The 19,931-nt window shown below is 62.0% G+C and carries 19 protein-coding genes; 6 read left to right on the top strand and 13 right to left on the bottom strand.

Annotated elements, in window-relative coordinates; genetic code table 11:
- Positions 1 to 10: 10 nt before the first annotated feature.
- Positions 11 to 1,231 carry an acyl-CoA dehydrogenase gene (locus tag K3725_RS08320; protein WP_260018315.1) on the bottom strand — a complete coding sequence of 407 codons (1,221 nt, stop codon included), beginning with the start codon at positions 1,229 to 1,231 and terminating at the stop codon, positions 11 to 13.
- Between the two features lie 99 nt (positions 1,232 to 1,330).
- Between K3725_RS08320 and K3725_RS08315 the strand changes: the two genes are divergently transcribed.
- Positions 1,331 to 2,242 (top strand): LysR family transcriptional regulator, encoded by a 912-nt coding sequence (locus tag K3725_RS08315; RefSeq protein WP_260018314.1) that lies wholly within the window; start codon positions 1,331 to 1,333, stop codon positions 2,240 to 2,242.
- 73 nt (positions 2,243 to 2,315) lie between these two features.
- Here the strand turns inward: K3725_RS08315 and phoB are convergent, their stop codons facing one another.
- From phoB to K3725_RS08265, 10 genes are all read right to left on the bottom strand, one after another.
- On the bottom strand, positions 2,316 to 3,005 hold the full coding sequence (gene phoB / locus K3725_RS08310; RefSeq protein ID WP_260018313.1) for a phosphate regulon transcriptional regulator PhoB: 690 nt from the start codon (positions 3,003 to 3,005) through the stop codon (positions 2,316 to 2,318).
- Positions 3,006 to 3,008: 3 nt separating this feature from the next.
- Complete coding sequence (gene phoU, locus K3725_RS08305) at positions 3,009 to 3,719, bottom strand: phosphate signaling complex protein PhoU (RefSeq protein ID WP_260018312.1); 711 nt, start codon at positions 3,717 to 3,719, stop codon at positions 3,009 to 3,011.
- Positions 3,720 to 3,735: 16 nt separating this feature from the next.
- Positions 3,736 to 4,533 (bottom strand): phosphate ABC transporter ATP-binding protein PstB, encoded by a 798-nt coding sequence (gene pstB / locus K3725_RS08300; protein ID WP_260018311.1) that lies wholly within the window; start codon positions 4,531 to 4,533, stop codon positions 3,736 to 3,738.
- 15 nt (positions 4,534 to 4,548) lie between these two features.
- Complete coding sequence (pstA, locus tag K3725_RS08295; protein WP_260018310.1) at positions 4,549 to 5,907, bottom strand: phosphate ABC transporter permease PstA; 1,359 nt, start codon at positions 5,905 to 5,907, stop codon at positions 4,549 to 4,551.
- Positions 5,907 to 7,379, bottom strand: coding sequence for a phosphate ABC transporter permease subunit PstC (gene pstC, locus K3725_RS08290; protein ID WP_260018309.1), 1,473 nt, complete (start codon positions 7,377 to 7,379; stop codon positions 5,907 to 5,909). The genes pstA and pstC overlap by 1 nt, the downstream gene beginning before the upstream one ends.
- A 112-nt stretch (positions 7,380 to 7,491) precedes the next feature.
- Positions 7,492 to 8,547: a substrate-binding domain-containing protein gene (locus tag K3725_RS08285; RefSeq protein WP_260018308.1), complete on the bottom strand. Its 1,056-nt coding sequence runs from the start codon at positions 8,545 to 8,547 to the stop codon at positions 7,492 to 7,494.
- A gap of 206 nt (positions 8,548 to 8,753) precedes the next feature.
- The gene (locus K3725_RS08280; RefSeq protein WP_260018307.1) at positions 8,754 to 9,794 is read right to left on the bottom strand and encodes a cell wall metabolism sensor histidine kinase WalK; all 1,041 of its coding nucleotides are present in this window, start codon (positions 9,792 to 9,794) and stop codon (positions 8,754 to 8,756) included.
- Between the two features lie 102 nt (positions 9,795 to 9,896).
- A complete protein-coding gene (locus K3725_RS08275) occupies positions 9,897 to 10,418 on the bottom strand; it encodes a gamma carbonic anhydrase family protein (RefSeq protein ID WP_260018306.1) in 522 nt (173 codons plus the stop codon).
- A complete protein-coding gene (gene gmk, locus K3725_RS08270; RefSeq protein ID WP_260018305.1) occupies positions 10,415 to 11,056 on the bottom strand; it encodes a guanylate kinase in 642 nt (213 codons plus the stop codon). Before gmk ends, K3725_RS08275 begins: the two co-directional genes overlap by 4 nt.
- Positions 11,057 to 11,071: 15 nt before the next feature.
- Positions 11,072 to 11,968, bottom strand: a complete 897-nt coding sequence (locus K3725_RS08265) for a YicC/YloC family endoribonuclease (protein WP_260018304.1) — start codon at positions 11,966 to 11,968, stop codon at positions 11,072 to 11,074.
- Positions 11,969 to 12,206: 238 nt separating this feature from the next.
- On the opposite strand from K3725_RS08265, the gene K3725_RS08260 reads away from it, so the two are divergent.
- The gene (locus K3725_RS08260; protein WP_409201598.1) at positions 12,207 to 13,031 is read left to right on the top strand and encodes a PAS domain-containing protein; all 825 of its coding nucleotides are present in this window, start codon (positions 12,207 to 12,209) and stop codon (positions 13,029 to 13,031) included.
- Positions 13,032 to 13,155: 124 nt separating this feature from the next.
- Here the strand turns inward: K3725_RS08260 and K3725_RS08255 are convergent, their stop codons facing one another.
- Entirely contained in the window at positions 13,156 to 14,526 is a 1,371-nt protein-coding gene (locus tag K3725_RS08255) for a class II 3-deoxy-7-phosphoheptulonate synthase (RefSeq protein WP_260018302.1), read from the bottom strand.
- Between the two features lie 179 nt (positions 14,527 to 14,705).
- Between K3725_RS08255 and K3725_RS08250 the strand changes: the two genes are divergently transcribed.
- On the top strand, positions 14,706 to 15,710 hold the full coding sequence (locus tag K3725_RS08250) for a GlxA family transcriptional regulator (RefSeq protein WP_260018301.1): 1,005 nt from the start codon (positions 14,706 to 14,708) through the stop codon (positions 15,708 to 15,710).
- A gap of 20 nt (positions 15,711 to 15,730) precedes the next feature.
- Here K3725_RS08250 and K3725_RS08245 read toward each other — a convergent pair whose 3' ends face one another.
- Positions 15,731 to 16,834 (bottom strand): PQQ-dependent sugar dehydrogenase, encoded by a 1,104-nt coding sequence (locus K3725_RS08245; RefSeq protein ID WP_409201593.1) that lies wholly within the window; start codon positions 16,832 to 16,834, stop codon positions 15,731 to 15,733.
- Between the two features lie 186 nt (positions 16,835 to 17,020).
- Here K3725_RS08245 and K3725_RS08240 point away from each other — a divergent pair, with 186 nt between their 5' ends.
- The 3 genes from K3725_RS08240 to K3725_RS08230 all read left to right on the top strand — a co-directional run bounded on the left by K3725_RS08240 (position 17,021) and on the right by K3725_RS08230 (position 19,929).
- Positions 17,021 to 18,214, top strand: a complete 1,194-nt coding sequence (locus K3725_RS08240) for an ABC transporter substrate-binding protein (RefSeq protein WP_260018299.1) — start codon at positions 17,021 to 17,023, stop codon at positions 18,212 to 18,214.
- 99 nt (positions 18,215 to 18,313) lie between these two features.
- Positions 18,314 to 19,102 (top strand): ABC transporter ATP-binding protein, encoded by a 789-nt coding sequence (locus K3725_RS08235; protein WP_027237606.1) that lies wholly within the window; start codon positions 18,314 to 18,316, stop codon positions 19,100 to 19,102.
- Positions 19,099 to 19,929, top strand: coding sequence for an ABC transporter ATP-binding protein (locus tag K3725_RS08230; protein ID WP_260018298.1), 831 nt, complete (start codon positions 19,099 to 19,101; stop codon positions 19,927 to 19,929). The genes K3725_RS08235 and K3725_RS08230 overlap by 4 nt, the downstream gene beginning before the upstream one ends.
- Positions 19,930 to 19,931 lie beyond the last annotated feature (2 nt).

Genomic DNA, 19,931 nt, shown 5'->3' with positions numbered 1-19,931 from the left:
GACCCGGCTATCAGAAGAAGGCCTGCAAACCGGTCTGCGCGCGCCCCAGGATCAGTGCATGCACGTCGTGTGTCCCCTCATAGGTGTTCACGGTCTCCAGGTTCACCATGTGGCGGATCACGTTGAATTCCAGGCTGATGCCATTGCCGCCGTGCATGTCACGGGCAATCCGGGCAATCTCCAGCGCCTTGCCGCAGTTATTGCGCTTGATGATGGAAATCATCTCAGGCGCGGCGTTTGCTTCATCCATCAGCCGGCCAACACGCAGGGACGCCTGCAGGCCCAGGGTGATTTCGGTCTGCATGTTCGCCAGTTTCAGCTGAAACAACTGGGTGTTGGCCAACGGCCGGCCGAACTGAGTGCGGTCCAGGCCGTATTGGCGTGCCGCGTGCCAGCAGGCTTCCGCTGCGCCCATGGCGCCCCAGCTGATGCCATAGCGCGCACGGTTAAGGCAGCCGAACGGCCCTTTCAGCCCTTCAACATGCGGCAGCAGCGCTTCCTCGCCGACTTCAACGCCGTCCATCACGATCTCGCCGGTAATGGAGGCCCGCAGCGAGGCTTTGTTTTCGATCTTCGGCGCACTCAGGCCCTTCAAGCCCTTCTCCAGCACAAAGCCGCGGATCTTGCCGCCATGCGCCTCGGACTTTGCCCAGACCACAAAAACATCGGCGATCGGGGCGTTGGAGATCCACATCTTGGACCCCTTAAGCCGATATCCGCCTTCAATTTTTTCCGCGCGGGTTTTCATGCTGGCGGGGTCTGACCCGGCATCAGGTTCGGTCAGGCCAAAGCAGCCGATCCACTCGCCGGAAGCCAGTTTCGGCAGATATTTCTGACGCTGCTCCTCAGTGCCATAAGCATAGATGGGATACATCACCAAAGAGCTTTGCACCGACATCATCGAGCGGTAGCCGCTGTCGACCCGCTCCACCTCGCGGGCCACCAGGCCATAGGACACATAGCCGCCGCCAAGCCCGCCGTATTCTTCGGGAATTGTGGTGCCAAGGAGACCCATCTCACCCATTTCGCGGAAGATTTCCGGGTCCGTTTCCTCGTTTTCATAGGCACTTAGAACGCGGGGCTGAAGCTTCTCCTGCGCATAGGCGCGGGCTGAGGCGGAGATCATGCGCTCGTCCTCTGTCAGCTGATCCTCAAGCCGCAAAGCGTCTTCCCAGTTGAAACGGCCCAGATCCGGGGCATCCTTGGCGCGCAGGGCGGGTTTATCGGTCATCTTGTCACCTCAGTGGTTCGCTATTTGGCCAAACCCTAACGGGAGGTGAACGAAAAAAATAGCGAGACTTTGGCAACAAAGCATGACAATAACTCATGCATGATTGTTCCACGCAAATTCCTGCCGTCCATCTCCTCCTTGCGCGCCCTGGAGGCCCTGGACCGGCTTGGAAGTGCCTCAGCCGCGGCAGATGAACTGGCGCTGACGCAGGGCGCAGTCAGCCGTCAGCTGCAAACTCTGGAGCGGCAGCTGGGCATGGAGTTGGTGCAGCGCGATCAGAAACGGCTGTCCCTGACCACCGAGGCGCAGGATTACGCCGCCGAGATCCGCCAGGCCCTGAACCAGATCGTGCAGTCCACCCTTCGTTTGCAGGCCGCGCCGCTGGCCGGAACGCTCAATCTGGCCATTCTGCCAGCCTTCGGCATGCGCTGGCTGATGCCACGGCTGCCGGAATTCGCCCGGTTGCACCCGGATGTGACCATCAACATGGCCACCCGGCTGGAGCCTTTCAATTTCGCCACAGAACCCTTTGATGCTGCAATACATTTTGGCGATGCGTCCTGGCCGGGCACGCAATCTCTGCTACTGAAGCACGAGCAGCTGCTGCCCGTCTGCGCTCCGGAACTGCTGAACGGGCGCAGGGTTGATGAGCCGACGGATATCTTGAAGCTGCCTTTGCTGCACATCCAGACCCGGACAACGGCCTGGAAGGATTGGTTCGAAAAGCATGGTATTGAGGCTGGCGCGGATCTGAGCGGCACGATCTATGACCAATTCGCAACCATCACCCAAGCCGCACTGCATGGATTGGGGGTCGCGCTGATGCCGGATTACCTGGTGGAGCAAGACCTGGCCACCAGCCGCCTGGTTGCGCTGCATCCGGAGCCGGTGGAGACCGCAGGTGCCTATTACCTGGTCTGGCCAGAGCGGAAATCAGACGCGCCGGCTCTGATGAAATTCCGCGGCTGGCTGGCCGGCAAGGCGCAGCCGGAGGATCCGCTGCCGCGATGAAAGTCAGGGGGTGACATGCGTGCACCCCCTGTACACCCTTTTGTGCACCCCCCGGTGCCGTTTCTGCCAGGTTTCAGCCCAGGGCGTAGCCGGCGCCGCGCACGGTGCGGACGGGATCTTCGCCGCCGTGCTGAGTCAGCGCCTTGCGCAACCGGCCGATGTGAACGTCGACGGTGCGGGTATCGACATAGATGTCGCGGCCCCAGACCCGGTCCAGAAGCTGCTCGCGGCTCCAGACACGGCCCGGCTTCTCGATGAAGGTGGAAAGAAGACGGAATTCGGTCGGACCGAGCTTGAGCTGATTGCCCGCCCGGCTGACCTTGTGGGTTTCAGCGTCCAGCACGATGTCTTCGTATTCCAGACGCACGCCGACGGTGGAGGGCCGCACCCGGCGCAGCTGGCTCCGCACCCGGGCCATCAGCTCCACCACCGAATAGGGTTTCACCACGTAATCATCGGCGCCGGTTTCCAGGCCGCGCACCTTGTCCACTTCCTCGGACCGGGCGGACAGCATGATCACGGGGATATTCCGGGTTTCGGCCCGGGTCTTGAGGCGGCGGCACACTTCGATGCCGCTGAGGTTGGGCATCATCCAGTCGAGGATGATGATATCGGGCATGTCCTCCTCGACCACCAGCAGCGCTTCCTCGCCATCCTTGGCCTTGAGCACGCGGAAGCCGTCAGCTTCGAGATTATAGGCCAGCACTTCCCGCTGCGCCATTTCGTCTTCTACAACCAGAACGGTGGGCTGGTCGGCAGCCATCGGTCAGATCTCCTGCGGTGTGGTCGAGGTCGTGTCGGCTTTCTTGCGGTCTTCTTCCGGCTTTTCGCCGGTGACCAGATAGATCACCTGTTCGGCAATCGCAGTCACATGATCACCCATGCGCTCGGTATTTTTTGCGATGAAATGCAAATGCATACAGGCCGAAATGTTGCGCGGATCCTCCATCATGTGGGTCAGGAACTCGCGGAACAGGGCGTTGTACATCTGGTCCACGTCGCGGTCGCGCTCGATCACATCGCGGGCAAGTTCCACGTCGCGCTGGATGTAGGAATCAAGCGCGTCCTTCAGCATCCGCTCCACCTCGCGGGCCATGCGGCGCAGGGCAGAGGTGCCTTCGCTGATGTTCGGCCCCTGGGCCAGAACGCCGGTGCGCTTGGCCATGTTTTTCGCATAATCGCCAATGCGTTCCAGGTTGCCGGCAATCTTCATCACCGACAGCACCAGCCGCAGGTCGGAGGCCGCCGGCGCACGCAGAGCGATCAGCCGGGCGGTTTCCTCGTTGATCAGCTCTTCCAGCCCGTCGATGGCCTTGTCGCCCTGGCGCACTGTCAGTGCCAGTTCCTCGTCGCGGGTTTCCAGTGCCTGGGCGGCTTCGCGGATGGCGTCCTCGACCAGGCCGCCCATTTTCATGATACGGGCCTGAATTGCCTCCAGATCGCGGTCGAAAGCAGATGCAATATGCTGTGCAGTCATTTGATTTTCCTTGAAATCAGCCGATCCGGCCGGTGATGTAGCTTTCGGTGCGCGGGTCGTTGGGATTGGTGAATATCTGGCCGGTGGGGCCGAATTCCACCAGGTTGCCGAGGTGGAAGAAGGCGGTCTTCTGGCTGACGCGGGCGGCCTGCTGCATCGAGTGGGTGACGATCACCACGGAATACTGGCTGCGCAGCTCGTCGATCAGTTCCTCGACCTGCGCGGTGGCGATCGGGTCAAGCGCCGAACAGGGTTCGTCCATCAGCAGCACCTCGGGTTCGGTCGCAACAGCGCGGGCGATGCACAGGCGCTGCTGCTGACCGCCTGAAAGGCCGGTGCCGGGGGCATCCAGGCGGTCCTTCACCTCATCCCAGATGGCACCACGGCGCAGGGATTTTTCCACGATTTCATCGAGTTCCGCCTTGTTTCTGGCAAGACCGTGGATGCGCGGGCCATAGGCCACGTTGTCGTAGATCGACTTGGGGAACGGGTTCGGTTTCTGGAACACCATACCGACCTTGGCACGCAGCTGCACCGGATCGACGCGCTTGTCATATATGTCCTCACCGTCCAGCAGGATGTCACCCTTTACGCGGCAGATGTCGATGGTGTCGTTCATCCGGTTCAGGCAGCGCAGGAAGGTTGACTTGCCGCAGCCGGAGGGGCCGATGAAGGCGGTGACGGTCTTGTCCTCGATCTCGACGTTCACGTCTTTGATCGCGTGGCTGTCGCCGTAGAAGACGTTCACATCCTTGGCAGCGATTTTGATGTTCTGGGTTTCCACGGTCTTATCCATCACGGTCATGTCGTTCATTGCACTATGCCCCTTTTACCAGCGGCGTTCAAAGCGGCGGCGCAGGATCACGGCCAGCGTGTTCATGGTCACCAGGAAGATAAGAAGGATGATGATGCCGCCCCAGGCGCGTTCGTAGAATGCAGGGTCGGCACGTTTGGCCCATTCGTAGATCTGGGCGGGCATGGCGGAGTTCGGCGCCAGCAGCCCGTCTGCCAGAGTTTCCGGCGCGTTGGACGCGATGAAGCCAACCATGCCGATCAGCAGCAGCGGCGCGGTTTCCCCCAGCGCCTGCGCCAGCCCGATGATGGTGCCGGTCAGGATGCCGGGGGCGGCCAGCGGCAGCACGTGGTGGAATACCGCCTGCATTTTCGACGCACCGACGCCCAATGCTGCGTCGCGGATCGACGGCGGCACCGATTTCAGCGAGGCGCGGGTGGAGATGATGATGGTCGGGAGCGTCATCAGCGTCAGCACCAGACCGCCCACCAGCGGCGCCGAGGTCGGCAGGTGCATGTAGTTGATGAAGACCGCCAGGCCCAGGATGCCGAAGACGATGGAGGGAACGGCTGCGAGATTGGAGATGTTCACCTCGATCATGTCCGTCAGCCAGTTCTGCGGTGCAAACTCCTCTAGGTAGATCGAGGCGGCCACGCCGATCGGCAGCGCCAGCGCCAGAACCACCAGCATCATGAACAGCGAGCCCAGCATGGAGACGCCAATACCGGCCGCCTCCGGGCGGGCGTCGGAGGCATCCGCGCCAAAGATGAAGTCGAGGTTGAAGGTCTTCTCCAGAACTCCGGCAGCCGCCAAAGCGTCAACAAGGTCAAGCTGTTCGGCAGAGATGTTCTTGTCGTTGAGGATGCTTTCCCGGGTGACGCGGCCCTTCAGGTAGCCATCGACACGGCTGGAGGCGAGGAAGCGGAACTCCACCGTCTGGCCAATCTGGTCCGGGTTTGCGATCACATAGTCGCGCAGCTGGGCCGCGACGTCCTTGGACAGGATGCCGGCCAGTTCCTTGGGTTTGAGGCTGGTCTCGATGCCCAGCTCCTCAATTGCAGCTTCCATCGCGCCCTTGATGATCGGGGCGTAACCGAAGGTGGTGACCTTCTTGATGTCCTCGATGTTGCGCTCGCCCTTCTTGTCGAGCTTGGCTTCGAGCAACTCCACATTCAGCGTGACAAAGGTCTGCTGAAAGGCACCGGTGCCCTTGCCGACGATAGTTGTCACCAGCACCAGCAGCATGATCAGGCCGGCGGTGATGGCGGCGATGCCGTATGCCTTGAACCGGGTCTCAGCGGCATTGCGTTTGCGGGTTTGCGCGGATTTCTCCAGCAGCGAGCCGCCGTGTTTACGGGGCGCAGCACCTGCGGGATTTTGGCTGAGGTCAGTCATTATTCGTACTGCTCCCGGTATTTGCGCACGATGTAGAGCGCCAGGACATTCAGGCCGAGGGTCAGGACAAACAGGGTCAGGCCCAGGGCAAAGGCAACCAGCGTTTCCGGGCTGGCAAAATCGGTGTCGCCGGTCAGCTGGCTGACGATGCGGGTGGTGATGGTGGTCATCGACTCCAGCGGGTTGGCGGAGAACTTGGCAATCGCCCCTGCCCCCATGACCACGATCATGGTCTCGCCGATGGCGCGCGACGCGGCCAGCAGCACCGCGCCGACGATGCCCGGCAGCGCGGCCGGCATCACCACCTGGCGCACGGTTTCGGACTTGGTGGCGCCCAGGCCCAGCGAGCCGTCGCGCATCGCTTGCGGCACCGCGTTGATGATGTCATCGGACAGCGACGAGACGAAGGGGATCAGCATGATACCCATCACGAGGCCCGCGGTCAGGACCGAGGTGGCGCCAGCCATCCATTCGACACCCAGGAGGCCGCCCTTGCCAAAGAGATCCGCCAGCGCGGGGCCGACGGTCAGCAGCGCAAACAGGCCGTAGACGATGGTGGGGATGCCTGCGAGGATTTCCAGCAGCGGCTTGGCAAAGGCGCGCACCGCGCCGCTGGCGTATTCCGACAGGTAGATGGCAGCAAACAGGCCAACCGGCACTGCGACCAGCAAGGCGATGAAAGAGATATAGAGCGTGCCCCACAGGAGCGGCAGGATCGACAGTTCACTGCCGCCGCGGAAGTTGGGCGCCCAGGTAGAGCCGAAGAAAAAGTCGGTCCAGGAATGCAGGCCGAAGAAGTTTCTGGTTTCGAACAGCATCGACAGAACGATGCCGATGGTGGTCAGGATCGCCAGTGAGGCGGCCAGGATCAGCAGCGCCAGCACCGCGCGCTCCACCACGTTGCGGGCGCGGAAATCCTTGTGGGTGCGGCTGCAAGCCCAGCCAAGGCCGCCAAGCGCCAGCAGCGCGACAACCACAGTCATTGTGGTGCGGCCGGTGTTCGAGAGGTTGCGGTAGGCCTGCGCGGCCTCCAGCACTTCAGGGCGCACGTCGTCGCCCAGGGCCACGCCCACTTCGCCCATCAGCGCGCGGACGTCCTGGCCGCTGTCAGCGACATTGCGGGCCTCGCGGGTGGTCAGCAGCCCCTGCTCCACCGCCAAATCCAGGCCTTCGGCCACGCGGCGCACGTCGCTCATCACCAGCCCGATGGTAGAGCTTTCCGGGACCGCCTCCGCCGGGATCATGCCGGAGACGCGGGTCTCGACAAACATGGGCTGGGCCAGCAGCCAGATCGCCAGCGCGCCGATGGCCGGCACAAAGGCCGCAAGCGCCACGTGGTAGCCATAATATGACGGAAGCGAATGAAGATCTTTGACGTTGCCTGCAGCGGTGGCGATCGCGCGGCGGCGGCCGCCGTAGAAGCCCGCGGCAGAAAGCGCAAGCAGGAGGGCAACAAGCCAGAAAGTGGGCATGAAAAGCTCCGGTTTTGGCGGTGGCGTATCAGCTGCGGCAGCCCTGCCGCGGAAAGACTGTGCCGGGGCGGATGTCTCCGCCCCGGCCAGGATCATTTCGAACGCGGGGCGATCAGGAGTTGCCACCCATCACGGCTTCGTTGGAAACGGCTTCCTGAGTGTCGGACAGCTCCGGGTCAGCCACCAGGCCATACTCGGCCAGCGGGCCGTCGGGGCCTGCAACTTCGTCCGCGACAAAGAATTCAGCATATTCTTTCAGGCCCGGGATCACGCCGATGTGGGCTTTCTTCACGTAGAAGAACAGCGGGCGGGAGACCGGGTATTCGCCGGTTGCGATGCTCGCGGTCGAGGGCACAACGCCAGACATGGTGGCAACCTGCAGCTTGTCGGTGTTGTTCTCGTAGAAAGCCAGGCCAAAGACGCCGATGCCGTCCTTGTTGCTTTCGATGCGGGCCAGGGTCTCGGTGTAGTCGCCGTCGATGTCGACCGATTTGCCATCTGTGCGGAGCGCGATACAGGCTTTCTCAGCCGCTTTTTTCTTGGCTTTGTCGCTGTCGCCTTCGGCGTGGGCCAGCAGGTGCTCAAACGCGCCGGTGGCTTCGCAGCCAGCCAGGATCACCTTGTCTTCGAACACTTCGCGGGTACCATGCTTGGTGCCCGGAACGAAGGCCTGGATGTCGACCGCCGGGAAGTCTGCGTTCACGTCGGCCCAGGTCTGGTTCGGGTTGTCGACCAGCTCACCGTCAACCATCACTTTGTCGGACAAGGCCAGGAACCAGTCGGTCGGCGTGAATTCAAAGGCGTTCGCGTTGATGTCGGAGGCAAACACGATGCCGTCGTAGCCGATGCGCACTTCGATGATGTCGGTCACGCCGTTTTCGGCGCAGGCTGCAACTTCCTTGTCCTTGATACGGCGCGACGCGTTGGCAACGTCGATGGTGTTTTCACCCACGCCCTCGCAGAAACGCTTGAGGCCCGCGGAGGAGCCGCCGGATTCCACAACCGGGGTCGGGAAGTCGAAGTTCTCGCCAAAGGCTTCTGCCACGATGGAGGCGTAGGGCAGAACGGTGGACGAACCGGCAACCTGCACCTGGTCGCGCGCAGCAGCAGCTGTTGCGGAAACGGCGGCGATTGCCAGGGTGGATGCGGTCAGTTTCACAAAGGACATTTGTGTCTCCAAGAGTTTCAAAGGTCGATCACCCCCTCGATGATCTTGCCGCCTCTCCTATGGGGTGGTGATGAGGCTTTTGTGACAGGTGTGTAACAGCCGTATGACAAAGCCGGTTTGTGGCGAAAAATTTCCGTCACAAACGAAAAGCTGCCGGTCATGCGACCGGCAGCGGTTTTGAACAGCCTGATAGTTGGCGCAGCAGCCTATTCAGGAAGAATAACTGTGAAAACAGCCCCTTGCCCCAGATCGCTTTCAACACGAAGCCGTCCGCGGTGGCGGTTGATAATGTGTTTGACGATTGCCAGACCCAGACCGGTGCCGCCCAGTTCGCGGGAGCGGTGGCTGTCGGCGCGGTAAAAGCGTTCCGTCAGCCGCGGCAGGTGAACGGGATCGATTCCCGGGCCATTGTCGATCACAGCGACACGCGCGGCAGGCGCCCGCACCGACGGGTCGCGCTCAGTATGCGTCAGCACAACCCGCACCTGATCGCCGCCGTATTTCACCGCGTTCTCCACCAGGTTGGTGAACACCTGCTGCAGCTGATCCGGGTCGCCGGTGACACAGACCGGGTTTTCCGGCGCCTCCAGCACCATTGCGGCGCCGCGCGCCTCAGCCACCGGTGCCAGTGTCTTGAGGGTGGAGGCCAGATGCGCGGTCAAATCCACCTGCTGCTTGGGACGGACCCGTTCTTCGCTTTCCACCCGGTTCAGCGACAGAAGATCCCCGACCAGGCGGTTCATCCGGCTTGCCTCGCCCTCCATGATCGTGAGGAAGCGGTCACGCGCAGCGGCATCATCCTTGGCCGGGCCGCGCAGGGTTTCGATGAACCCGATCAGCGCCGTCAGCGGTGTGCGAAGCTCATGGCTGACATTGCCGACGAAATCGCGGCGCATCTGGCTGGCCTGCTCGCGTTCCGTGATGTCGTCAAAACAGGCCAGCACTGCGCCGCCGCCCACCGCCCCGATGCCGGGCACATAGCGCAGTGTAACCGTGTAAGTGGTGTCCTGCGCGCCATCATTGGACAGGTGCCGGGCGGTGCGCGCGTCCTTGTCGTGCAGGCAAGCCTCGATCGCGGTGGCAACGCTGGGCTGGCGCAGGATGGTGGCGAAATGGCGGCCCTTGATGCCCTGCCCCAACAGCGCCTCAGCACCGCTGTTCGCGGCAATGAAACGCTCGGTCTGGTCCACCATCACCGCCGGCAGCGGAATGGCCGCCAGAAATCCTTCTGTCAGATCGGTCGTCATCTGTTCCCCGCTGTTGACCAGTCCGGCCTGCCTAATGCCGCAGTGTAAACCTGGTGTGGCAGCAACCGTTCAAGCAGCGCAAAACCGCCCGGCTGCCGCCGGTTACAGCGGTTTCAGCTCCGCCCGGAAACGGCGCATGTTGTCCTGGTAAAGGAGCGCGCTTTGCGTCAGCTTTTCAGCCAGCGCCGCATCCACCTCACGCACCACCTTGCCGGGGCTGCCCATCACCAGGGAGTTGTCGGGGATTTCCTTGTTCTCCGTGATCAAGGCCCCGGCCCCGATCAGGCAGTTCTTGCCGATCTTGGCGCCGTTCAGGATGGTGGCCCCCATGCCGACAAGGGAGTTCTCGCCTATGGTACAGCCGTGCAGCATCGCCTTATGGCCGATGGTGCAGTTCCTGCCGATGGTCAGCGGATAGCCTGCATCAATATGCATGATCACGTTTTCCTGCACGTTGGTGCCTTCGCAGATGCGGATTTCCTCGTGATCGGCGCGGATGGTAACGCCGAACCAGACAGAGGACCCCACCTCCATCACCACCTTGCCGATCAGGTTGGCATCGGGGGCCACCCATGTGTCTTCATGGATCTGCGGCTGGTCAGCGCCAAGAGCGTATAGGGTCATGACTGTTCCTCAAACTGGGTTTGCAGGGCGCGGACGTGATCCTGCAGTTTGGGCTGCTGGATCCGGCGCATGCGCTCCGCCTCGACGATGGTCTTCAGCTTGGCCTCGGTCTCGTCCAGGTCGTCGTTGACCAGCACGTAGTCATAATAGCCCCAGTGGCTGATCTCGTCCCAGCTTTTCATCATCCGCTTGGAGATCACGTCAGCGCTGTCCTGCGCCCGGGTTTCCAGACGGCGGCGCAGTTCGGTGATCGAGGGCGGCAGGATGAAGATCGACAGCGCGTGCTTGCCCAGGTCGGAGTTGCGGATCTGGATCTCGCCCTGCCAGTCAACGTCGAACAGCACGTCCTGGCCGGCCTCGATGGTGTCCTTTACCGGGCCTGCAGGCGAGCCGTAGAAGTTGCCGAAGACATGGGCGTGCTCCAGCATGCCGCCCTCGGCCACCTTCTGTTTGAACTCGTCTTCGGACAGGAAGTAATACTCACGGCCGTGCTCCTCGCCGGGGCGCGGGGCGCGGGTGGTGGCAGAGACCGAGAACGCAAGCCCCGGGTCCCAGGCCATCAGGCGGCGGGCCAGCGTGGATTTGCCTGCGCCCGAAGGCGAAGAGAGGATGATCAAAAGGCCGCGGCGGTCCGCCATCAAAGCACTCCTTATTTATTCTATGTTTTGCACCTGCTCGCGCATCTGGTCGATCACGGTTTTCAGCTCAAGCCCCACTGCCGTCAAGCCGGCATGCTGCGCCTTTGAGCACAGCGTGTTGGCCTCGCGGTTGAACTCCTGCATCAGGAAATCGAGCTTGCGTCCCACGGCGCCGCCCTTGACCAGCAGATCGCGGGCCGCCGCGACATGGGCGCCAAGGCGGTCCAATTCCTCGGTCACGTCGGCCTTGACCGCAATCAGCGCCAGTTCCTGTGCCACCCGGTCGGGGTCGGCCCCATCGGCGTTGTCCATCACCCGCGCCAGATTGGCGGTCAGCGTTTCAGCCATCTTGGCCTTACGTTCTTCGGCGCGCTCCGCGGCCTGGGCGGTCAGGGCTGCGACCTGCTCCAGCTGGGCGTTAAGGATTACGGCAAGCGCGGCGCCTTCGGCCTCGCGCATCTGCACGAAGTCTGCCACAAGGTTTTCCAACTCCTTACCAAGCGCGGCAACCAGCGGCGCCGGGTCGTCGTCGCCCGCGGATTGTTCCAGCACCCCCTTGAAGGACAAAAGCTCCGCTGCGGAGGCCGGGCGGACCTCCACCCGGTTCTGCTTGGCAAGCGACTGTGCCTCTCCCAGCGCCTTGACCACAGACTTCAGAACCGCGGCGTTTACCTGCACCAGTCCGGCGCCCTCCTCAGTCCTGGTGATCCGGAGTGTCAGCGAGACATTGCCCCGCGCCAGCGCTTTGGACAGGGCGGAACGGGTCAGGTTTTCAAGGCCTTCCAGCCAATCCGGAACCCTAAGCCGTATATCCAGCCCCTTGGCATTGACCGACCTGAGCTCCCAGCTCCAGCTGTGCTGATCAGAGCTGCCCTGTGCCGAGGCAAAAGCGGTCATGCTGCGGATTGTCATTGAAAAGCCCCCTGAACGCTGGTGATTGGACTGCTCTACTGTCATGAAACTACAAGGTGCAAGCGCAATTGCAAAAACAGGCGCAGGCGAAGGCGTTAACCATTGTTTAAAGAAGTAGTCCAAATTTGAATTAGATTGTGTCATCTTAACTTCAGGGTAACCAAACCGGCCCTAAGTCTTAAGGCAGCAAGGAACTGCGCAGGACCTCAGGATGTCTGGTGTTGCAGGGGATTACGAGATGATTTTTGGCAGCCGCAGCGGAGAAGGCCAGTCTGACGGACCGGGCAACGTAGTATCTATGAACCGTTTCCGCAAAGGCGGGGCGCTGTCGCCGCTGCGCCAGGCTGAGGCCTACTGGACGGCGCTGCGCCGCGGCGACGATGTGCCGAGCCGTTCGCAGATCGATCCGCGCGGGCTGGAAAACATTCTGAGCAACACCTTCATTCTGGAACGGATTGCACCGGGCATCGCCCGTTTCCGGCTGGCGGGTTCCCAGGTCAATGAAATGGCGGGCATGGAAGTGCGCGGCATGCCGGTGACGGCATTTTTCACCGCGGATGCGCGCAAGCAGCTGAGCAACGCGATGGAGCACATGTTCGACACGCCCGCGGTCGTTGAGCTGGAGCTGCAAATCCTGGCGCCGCGTCTCAGCACTCCGCGCGAAGCCCGCATGCTGCTGCTGCCGCTGCGCAGCGATCTGGGCGATATCAGCCGGGTGCTGGGGGTACTGGTGGCGGATGAGGTAACGTCAGTCACATCCCAGCGGTTCTCGATCTCCTCGATCGAGATGCGCGCCGTTGGCAAAGCCGAGGCCTCCGCCGAATTCAAAGCCAAACCGCGTGCAGAGGCCGCCGAGGCCAAGGAGGCCCCTGTAGACGTGAACCAGCCCAATCCGGGCTTTGCCGAGACCCAGGCGCGCTTCAAGCCGGAACGCTCGCTGCTGGACGAAGCCAAGGCTATGCTTGAGCGCAGCCGGGCCGGCAAGACCGAAGAGCCGACCGATCCAGCCCCTGCCAAGCGCAAGGGTGCGCCGCATTTGCGCCTAGTGGTCAGCCGCGACTGATCCGGGACCGGCATCAAGCAAATTCAAAGTTCAAGTACAAGGTCATAGCTGCTTGAATTGACTACGCCCCGGAGGAGAACCTCCGGGGCGCTTTTTTATTCGCCAATGGCTCTTAAAGCTGGCCTCAGCCAGCCTGGCGGGCGCTTTGCTCCGCGCGCAGGGCAGACAGCTCTTCCGCCACCAGGAAGGCCAGTTCCAGCGACTGGCTCGCATTCAGGCGCGGGTCGCAGGCAGTGTGGTAGCGGTCGCTCAGGTCTTCTTCGGTCACCGCACGCACGCCGCCGGTGCATTCGGTCACGTCCTGGCCGGTCATCTCGAAATGCACGCCGCCGGGGATGGTGCCTTCAGCCTTGTGCACTCCGAAGAAGTCACGCACCTCGCGCAGCACGCTGTCGAAGGGCCGGGTCTTGTAGCCGGTGGAAGATTTGATGGTGTTGCCGTGCATCGGGTCGCAGACCCAGGTGACATTGGCACCTTCTTCCTTCACCGCCTTGACCAGGCGCGGCAGATGCTCGCCCGCTTTGCCCGCGCCGAAGCGGGCGATCAGGGTCAGTTTGCCCTCTTCGTTGTCCGGATTCAGGCGGGACATCAGCACCTTGAGGTCCTCGGCTGTGGTGGTCGGGCCGCATTTCAGGCCGATCGGGTTCAGCACGCCGCTGCAGAATTCCACATGGGCACCGTCCGGCTGGCGGGTGCGATCGCCGATCCAGATCATGTGGCCGGAGCCTGCCAGCCATTTTCCGGAAGTGGAATCAAGACGGGTCAGCGCCTCCTCGTATTCCAGCAGCAGGCCTTCGTGGCTGGTGTAAAAATCGACGGTGGAGAATTCGTGAGTGGAGTCGGCAGTGATGCCGGCCGCGGCCATGAAATCGATAGAGTCCTGAATTCGGTTTGCGATCTCGCTATACTTCTGGACTTCCTGTTCATCAGTGAAGCCCAGGGTCCAGGAGTGCACCCGGCTCATGTCGGCAAAGCCGCCGGTGGAGAACGCGCGCAGCAGGTTCAGGGTTGCAGCCGCCTGGGTATAGGCCTGCAGCATCTTCTGCGGGTTCGGGATGCGGGCCGCGGCGGTGAAGTCCAGTTCATTGATGATGTCGCCGCGGTAGCTGGGCAGCTCGACGCCGTCGATGGTCTCGGTCGGCGCGCTGCGCGGCTTGGCAAACTGGCCCGCCATGCGGCCAACCTTCACCACCGGCACCTTGGCGCCATAGGTCAACACCATCGCCATCTGCAGCATAACCTTGAAGGTGTCGCGGATCGCGTCGGCGCTGAACTGGTCAAAGCTTTCGGCGCAATCGCCGCCCTGCAGCAGGAACGCCTCACCCCGGCCGGCTGCACCCAGATGCTGCTTCAGACGGCGCACCTCACCGGCGAAGACCAGCGGCGGGTACTTGGAGAGCTGGGCCTCGACAGCGTTCAGCGCTGCGGCATCGGTGTAGTCCGGCATCTGCACCCGCGGCTTGTTGCGCCAGTCCGATTTTTGCCATTCGTTCATGACTTTATCTCCGCATCAGAGGTCTTTAGAATATGTTGGGTGCTCTATACAAAATCCGCCCGGGAGAGGCCAGTTTAGAATTGCGGCCACTTGACCCGGGGTCCAAGCTGTGAGCACGGTTTTCCGACTTGCCGCGGAGCGTGCTCTCGCGGCCCGACTTGTTTCGTGAAGGACCCGCCATGCAGACGCCACGCAAGCCTGCTGTTTCTGGAACCGCCGCCGGCCAGCCGAAGAGGTTTGTATTCGTACTCCTCGACAAATTCACCCTGCTTTGCTTCTCGGCCGCGATGGAGTCGCTCCGGATCGCAAACCGGATGGCAGGCAAGGAGTTGTACACTTGGTCCGTGGTCGGCGAAGGCGGCGAGACGGTTACCTGCTCGGCAGGAACTGTCTTCCAACTCGATTCGGATCTGGACGAGCTGCAGCGTGACGACACCATCATGCTGTGCGGCGGTATTGATGTTCAGGACGCCTCCAGCAAGAAGATCCTGTCCTGGCTGCGCCGCGAGGCCCGCAAGGGGCTGATGGTCGGCGGGTTGTGCACGGCGTCCTACACACTGGCCAAGGCCGGGCTGCTGGACGGCAAGCGTGCGACGATTCACTGGGAAAACGCCGACAGCTTCAACGAGGAATTCGACGAGGTTGAGCTGGCGAAATCAGTCTTTGTCATCGACGGGAACCGGTTGTCGACGGCTGGCGGCACCTCCTCCATCGACCTGATGCTCAAACTGATTGCCAATGACCATGGTGAGGATCTGGCCAATGCGGTGGCGGATCAGCTGATCTATTCCTCGATCCGCACCGACCAGGACACCCAGCGTCTGTCGATCCCGACCCGTATCGGGGTGCGCCATCCCAAGCTGTCGATGGTAATCCAGATGATGGAAGCCAATATCGAAGAGCCGATCAGCCCGTCGATCCTGGCGCAGGATGTGGGCATGTCCACCCGCCAGCTGGAGCGTCTGTTCCGCCGCTACCTGAACCGCTCGCCCAAGCGCTATTACATGGAACTGCGGCTTCAGAAGGCGCGAAACCTCTTGATGCAGACCGACATGAGCGTGATTAACGTGGCGCTGGCCTGCGGCTTTGCCTCGCCGTCACATTTCTCCAAATGCTACCGGGCCCATTACGACACCACCCCCTACCGCGAGCGCGGCAGCAAGGCGGCGGCGTATAAGGCCTGAGCTCCGGCCCTGGCGGTTGGCTATCTCGAAATCCTGAAAACCGCCCCTTCGCTCTCTGACGCGAACCAAATGCTGCCATCGGGCGCTTCTTGCACATCGCGGATGCGCCCGGTTGCTCTGCCGCGCAGCTGCTCGGCCTCCTTCAGCGGCGCACCGGAAAGCCGTGAGATATAGTCGAACTTGAGCGAGCCGACGAAAATATCCCCGCGCCACTCAGGCCACATCCGCCCGGAATAGATCATCATGCCTGACGGCGCGATAGAGGGGTCCCAATACCACTCTGGTTGCTCCATGCCTTCTCTGGCAGTTCCCTCGCCGATCTTTGCGCCAGAATAATGACGCCCATAGGAAATCACCGGCCAACCGTAGTTCGCCCCCTTGCGGACCAGGTTCACCTCATCGCCGCCTTTGGCGCCATGTTCCGCCACCCAGAGATTGCCCTGCAGATCAAGCGCCATGCCCTGCGGATTGCGGTGGCCGTAGGACCAGATTTCCGGCTGCGCATCCTTGCGGCGGGCAAAGGGATTGCTGGCAGGCACGGAGCCGTCCCTGTTAATCCGCACCACAGACCCCTGATGCAGCCTCAGGTTCTGGGCGCTGGGCCGGTCTCCGCGCTCCCCTAATGAAACGAACAAGCTGCCATCCCCTGCTTCCACAACGCGAGAGCCGAAATGGCGTCCGCCGGTGGCACCGGGTACCGCTTCGAACAGTACATGCAAATCTGTCAAAGCGCTGTTATCCGCGCTGAGGCGGCCTGCGGCCAGGGCAGTTCCTGCACCGCGCCCCTGACGCTTGGCAAAGGTCAGGAAGATCTCCCGGCTGGTTACGAAATCGCGCGGCACCATCACGTCCAGCAAGCCGCCCTGCCCCTCGGCCGCCACCGCGGGCGTGCCGCTGATGCGATTCTTTTTTCCGTCCCGCACATGGAAAAGCGCGCCCTCCCGTTCCGTCACCAAAAAACTGCCGTCCGGCAGAAAAGCAAAGGCCCAAGGCACATCGAAGCTGCCTGCCATCCTCGTCACGCGAAGCTGGCCCAGGCTGCTGTTCATCCTATCTGCCTGAACTGACGTGGAAAACGGCAACAGCAGAAGCGCAGCCGACAAAATGAGTAACCGGTGCAACATTTTTGCTTCCCCCTTTGTTACTTTAAGCTTAAACTAAATTCAGCTCCGCAGAACATAAACTGAAAATAGCGGAGAAAAACGGGACGGACTCTTTGCTATCTCACGCCTCAACGGGACTTTTCTTTTCCAAACGGCTTGCCTAGGGTCCGATGTGAACATTTTTGTTCCAACAATGGGAGTTCTCAAATGAAGAAACTGCTGATGGCCACCGCGGCCGCTGCGCTGACTGCTGGCACCGCTTATGCCGGCGGCCACGCCAAGGAAGTGAAACTGGGCGTGCTGTTCGGCTTTACCGGCCCGATTGAATCGCTGGCTCCGGCCATGGGCGACGGCGCCGAGCTGGCCATGGAAGAAGTCACCAAATCCGGCAAGCTCTTGGACAGCGCCACCGTGACCCCGGTCCGCGCAGACACCGGCTGCATCGACAACGGCCTGGCCGTGGCAAACGGCGAAAAACTGGTTGCTGAAGGCGTGAACGGCATCATCGGCGGCGACTGCTCCGGCGTGACCGGCGCGATCCTGCAGAACGTGGCGATCCCGAACGGCATGGTAATGATTTCGCCCTCCGCAACCTCGCCCGGCCTGTCGACCATGGAAGACAACGGCCTGTTCTTCCGCACCTCGCCGTCAGACGCACGCGAAGGCCAGGTGATGGCAGACATCCTGAAGGACCGCGGCATCAACTCGATCGCCCTGACCTACACCAACAATGACTACGGCAAGGGCCTGGCGGACGCGATCCAGTCCTCGTTCGAAGCCGTTGGCGGCGAAGTCACCATCGTGACCGCGCATGAAGACGGCAAGGGCGACTATTCCGCCGAAGTCGGCGCGCTGGCATCCGCTGGCGGCGACATCCTGGTGGTTGCGGGCTACCTGGATCAGGGCGGCCTGGGCATCATTCAGGGTTCGCTGGACTCCGGTGCGTTTGACACCTTCGGCCTGCCCGGCGGCATGATCGGCGACAGCCTGCCTGCAAACGTTGGCGCTGACCTCGACGGCTCCTTTGGCCAGATCGCGGGTTCCGACAGCAAAGGCGCGGAAATCTTTGCTGAAATGGCAAAAGAGCGCGGCTTTGACGGCACTTCGGCCTATGCGTCTGAATCCTATGACGCAGCAGCGCTGTTCCTGCTGGCAATGCAGGCCGCCAACTCCACCAACCCGGCGGATTATGTCGGCAAGATCCTGGACGTGGCAAACGCCCCGGGCGAGCCGATCAACCCGGGTGAGCTGGGCAAGGCGCTGGAAATCCTCGCCGCCGGCGGTGAGATCGACTATCAGGGCGCAACCGGCGTTGAGCTGATCGGCCCGGGTGAGAGCGCAGGCTCCTACCGCGAGATCGAAGTGAAGGACGGCAAAAACGAAACCCTCCGCTTCCGCTGATAAGCATCTGAAAAGCAACCAAGAAAGGCCAGCCCGGGTTCCGCCCGGGCTGTTCTGAATTAAAAGCGCCGCCATAACGGCGCTAGGGGATGAAATGACATGATCGTCGTCGAGGACTTGCACAAGCACTTCGGCGGGTTCCACGCGGTTGACGGCGCCTCGCTGGAAATCGCCAAGGGGTCCATAACCGGTTTGATCGGCCCGAACGGGGCTGGAAAAACCACTCTTTTCAACGTTATCGCAGGTGTTCTGGAACCGACCTCCGGCCGGGTCACCATGGACGGTGAGGACATCACCGGCCTGCCGCCGCACGAGCTTTTCCACAAGGGGCTCTTGCGCACCTTCCAGATCGCGCATGAGTTCTCTTCGATGACGTGCCGGGAAAACCTGATGATGGTGCCGGGCGCGCAATCAGGCGAGACGCTGTGGAACACCTGGTTCGGCCGCAAGCGGATCGCTGACGAGGAACGCGCACTGCGGGCCAAGGCCGATGAGGTGCTGGAGTTCCTGACCATCAGCCACATCGCAGACCTGAAGGCAGGCCAAGTGTCCGGCGGCCAGAAAAAGCTGCTGGAGCTGGGCCGCACCATGATGGTGGACGCCAAGATCGTCTTTCTCGACGAGGTTGGCGCCGGCGTGAACCGCACCCTGCTTTATACCATCGCCGATGCGATCAAGCGCCTCAACGAGGAGCGCGGCTATACCTTCGTCGTCATCGAACACGACATGGAGTTCATCGGCCGCCTCTGCGATCCGGTAATCTGCATGGCCGAGGGCAAGAAGCTGGCCGAAGGCACCCTGGACGAGATCAAAGCCAATGAGCATGTGATCGAGGCCTATCTGGGCACCGGACTGAAGAACAAAGACAAACTGGAGGCGGACGCATGAGCGACAACCCCTACCAGGACGATCACGGCAACAAGGATGCCTCGATCACCAACACGAAAGGCATCGGCACGATGCAGCCCGCTCATCTGAAAAGCGGCCCCACGCACAAGGTCGAGGGCGGCCCGTTCCTGATCGGCGACACCATGACCGGCGGCTACGGCAAGGGGCCGGACATTCTGCACGACTGCACCATCGCCGTCGACAAGGGCGAGATCGCGGTGATCGTCGGCCCCAACGGCGCCGGCAAATCAACCGCGATGAAGGCGGTGTTCGGGATGCTGAACGTGCGCTCCGGCGCCGTGCGTCTGGACGGCGAGGACATCACCCAGCTCACTCCGCAGGACCGGGTGATCAAGGGCATGGGCTTTGTGCCCCAGACCAGCAACATCTTCACCTCGATGACGGTGGAGGAGAACCTGGAGATGGGCGCCTTCATCCGCACCGATGATTTCCGGGACACGATGGAGCAGGTCTATGATCTGTTCCCGATCCTGCGCGACAAGCGCAACCAGCCGGCGGGCGAGCTGTCCGGCGGCCAGCGCCAGCAGGTGGCTGTGGGCCGCGCGCTGATGACCAAGCCCAAGGTTCTGATGCTGGACGAACCGACGGCCGGCGTCTCCCCCATCGTGATGGATGAGCTGTTCGACCGCATCATCGAGGTCGCCCGCACCGGGCTGCCGATCCTGATGGTGGAGCAGAACGCCAAGCAAGCGCTTGAGATCGCGGACAAAGGCTATGTTCTGGTGCAGGGGCGCAATGCCTATACCGGCACCGGCAAGGAGCTGCTGGCCGATCCCGAAGTGCGTAAATCTTTCCTGGGGGGGTAAAG

The organism is Leisingera sp. S132, from assembly GCF_025144465.1.
In the GTDB taxonomy this organism is placed as follows: Bacteria; Pseudomonadota; Alphaproteobacteria; order Rhodobacterales; family Rhodobacteraceae; genus Leisingera.
The sequence above is the reverse complement of the archived record's forward strand: the minus strand, read 5'-3'. Positions and strand labels throughout refer to the sequence as shown.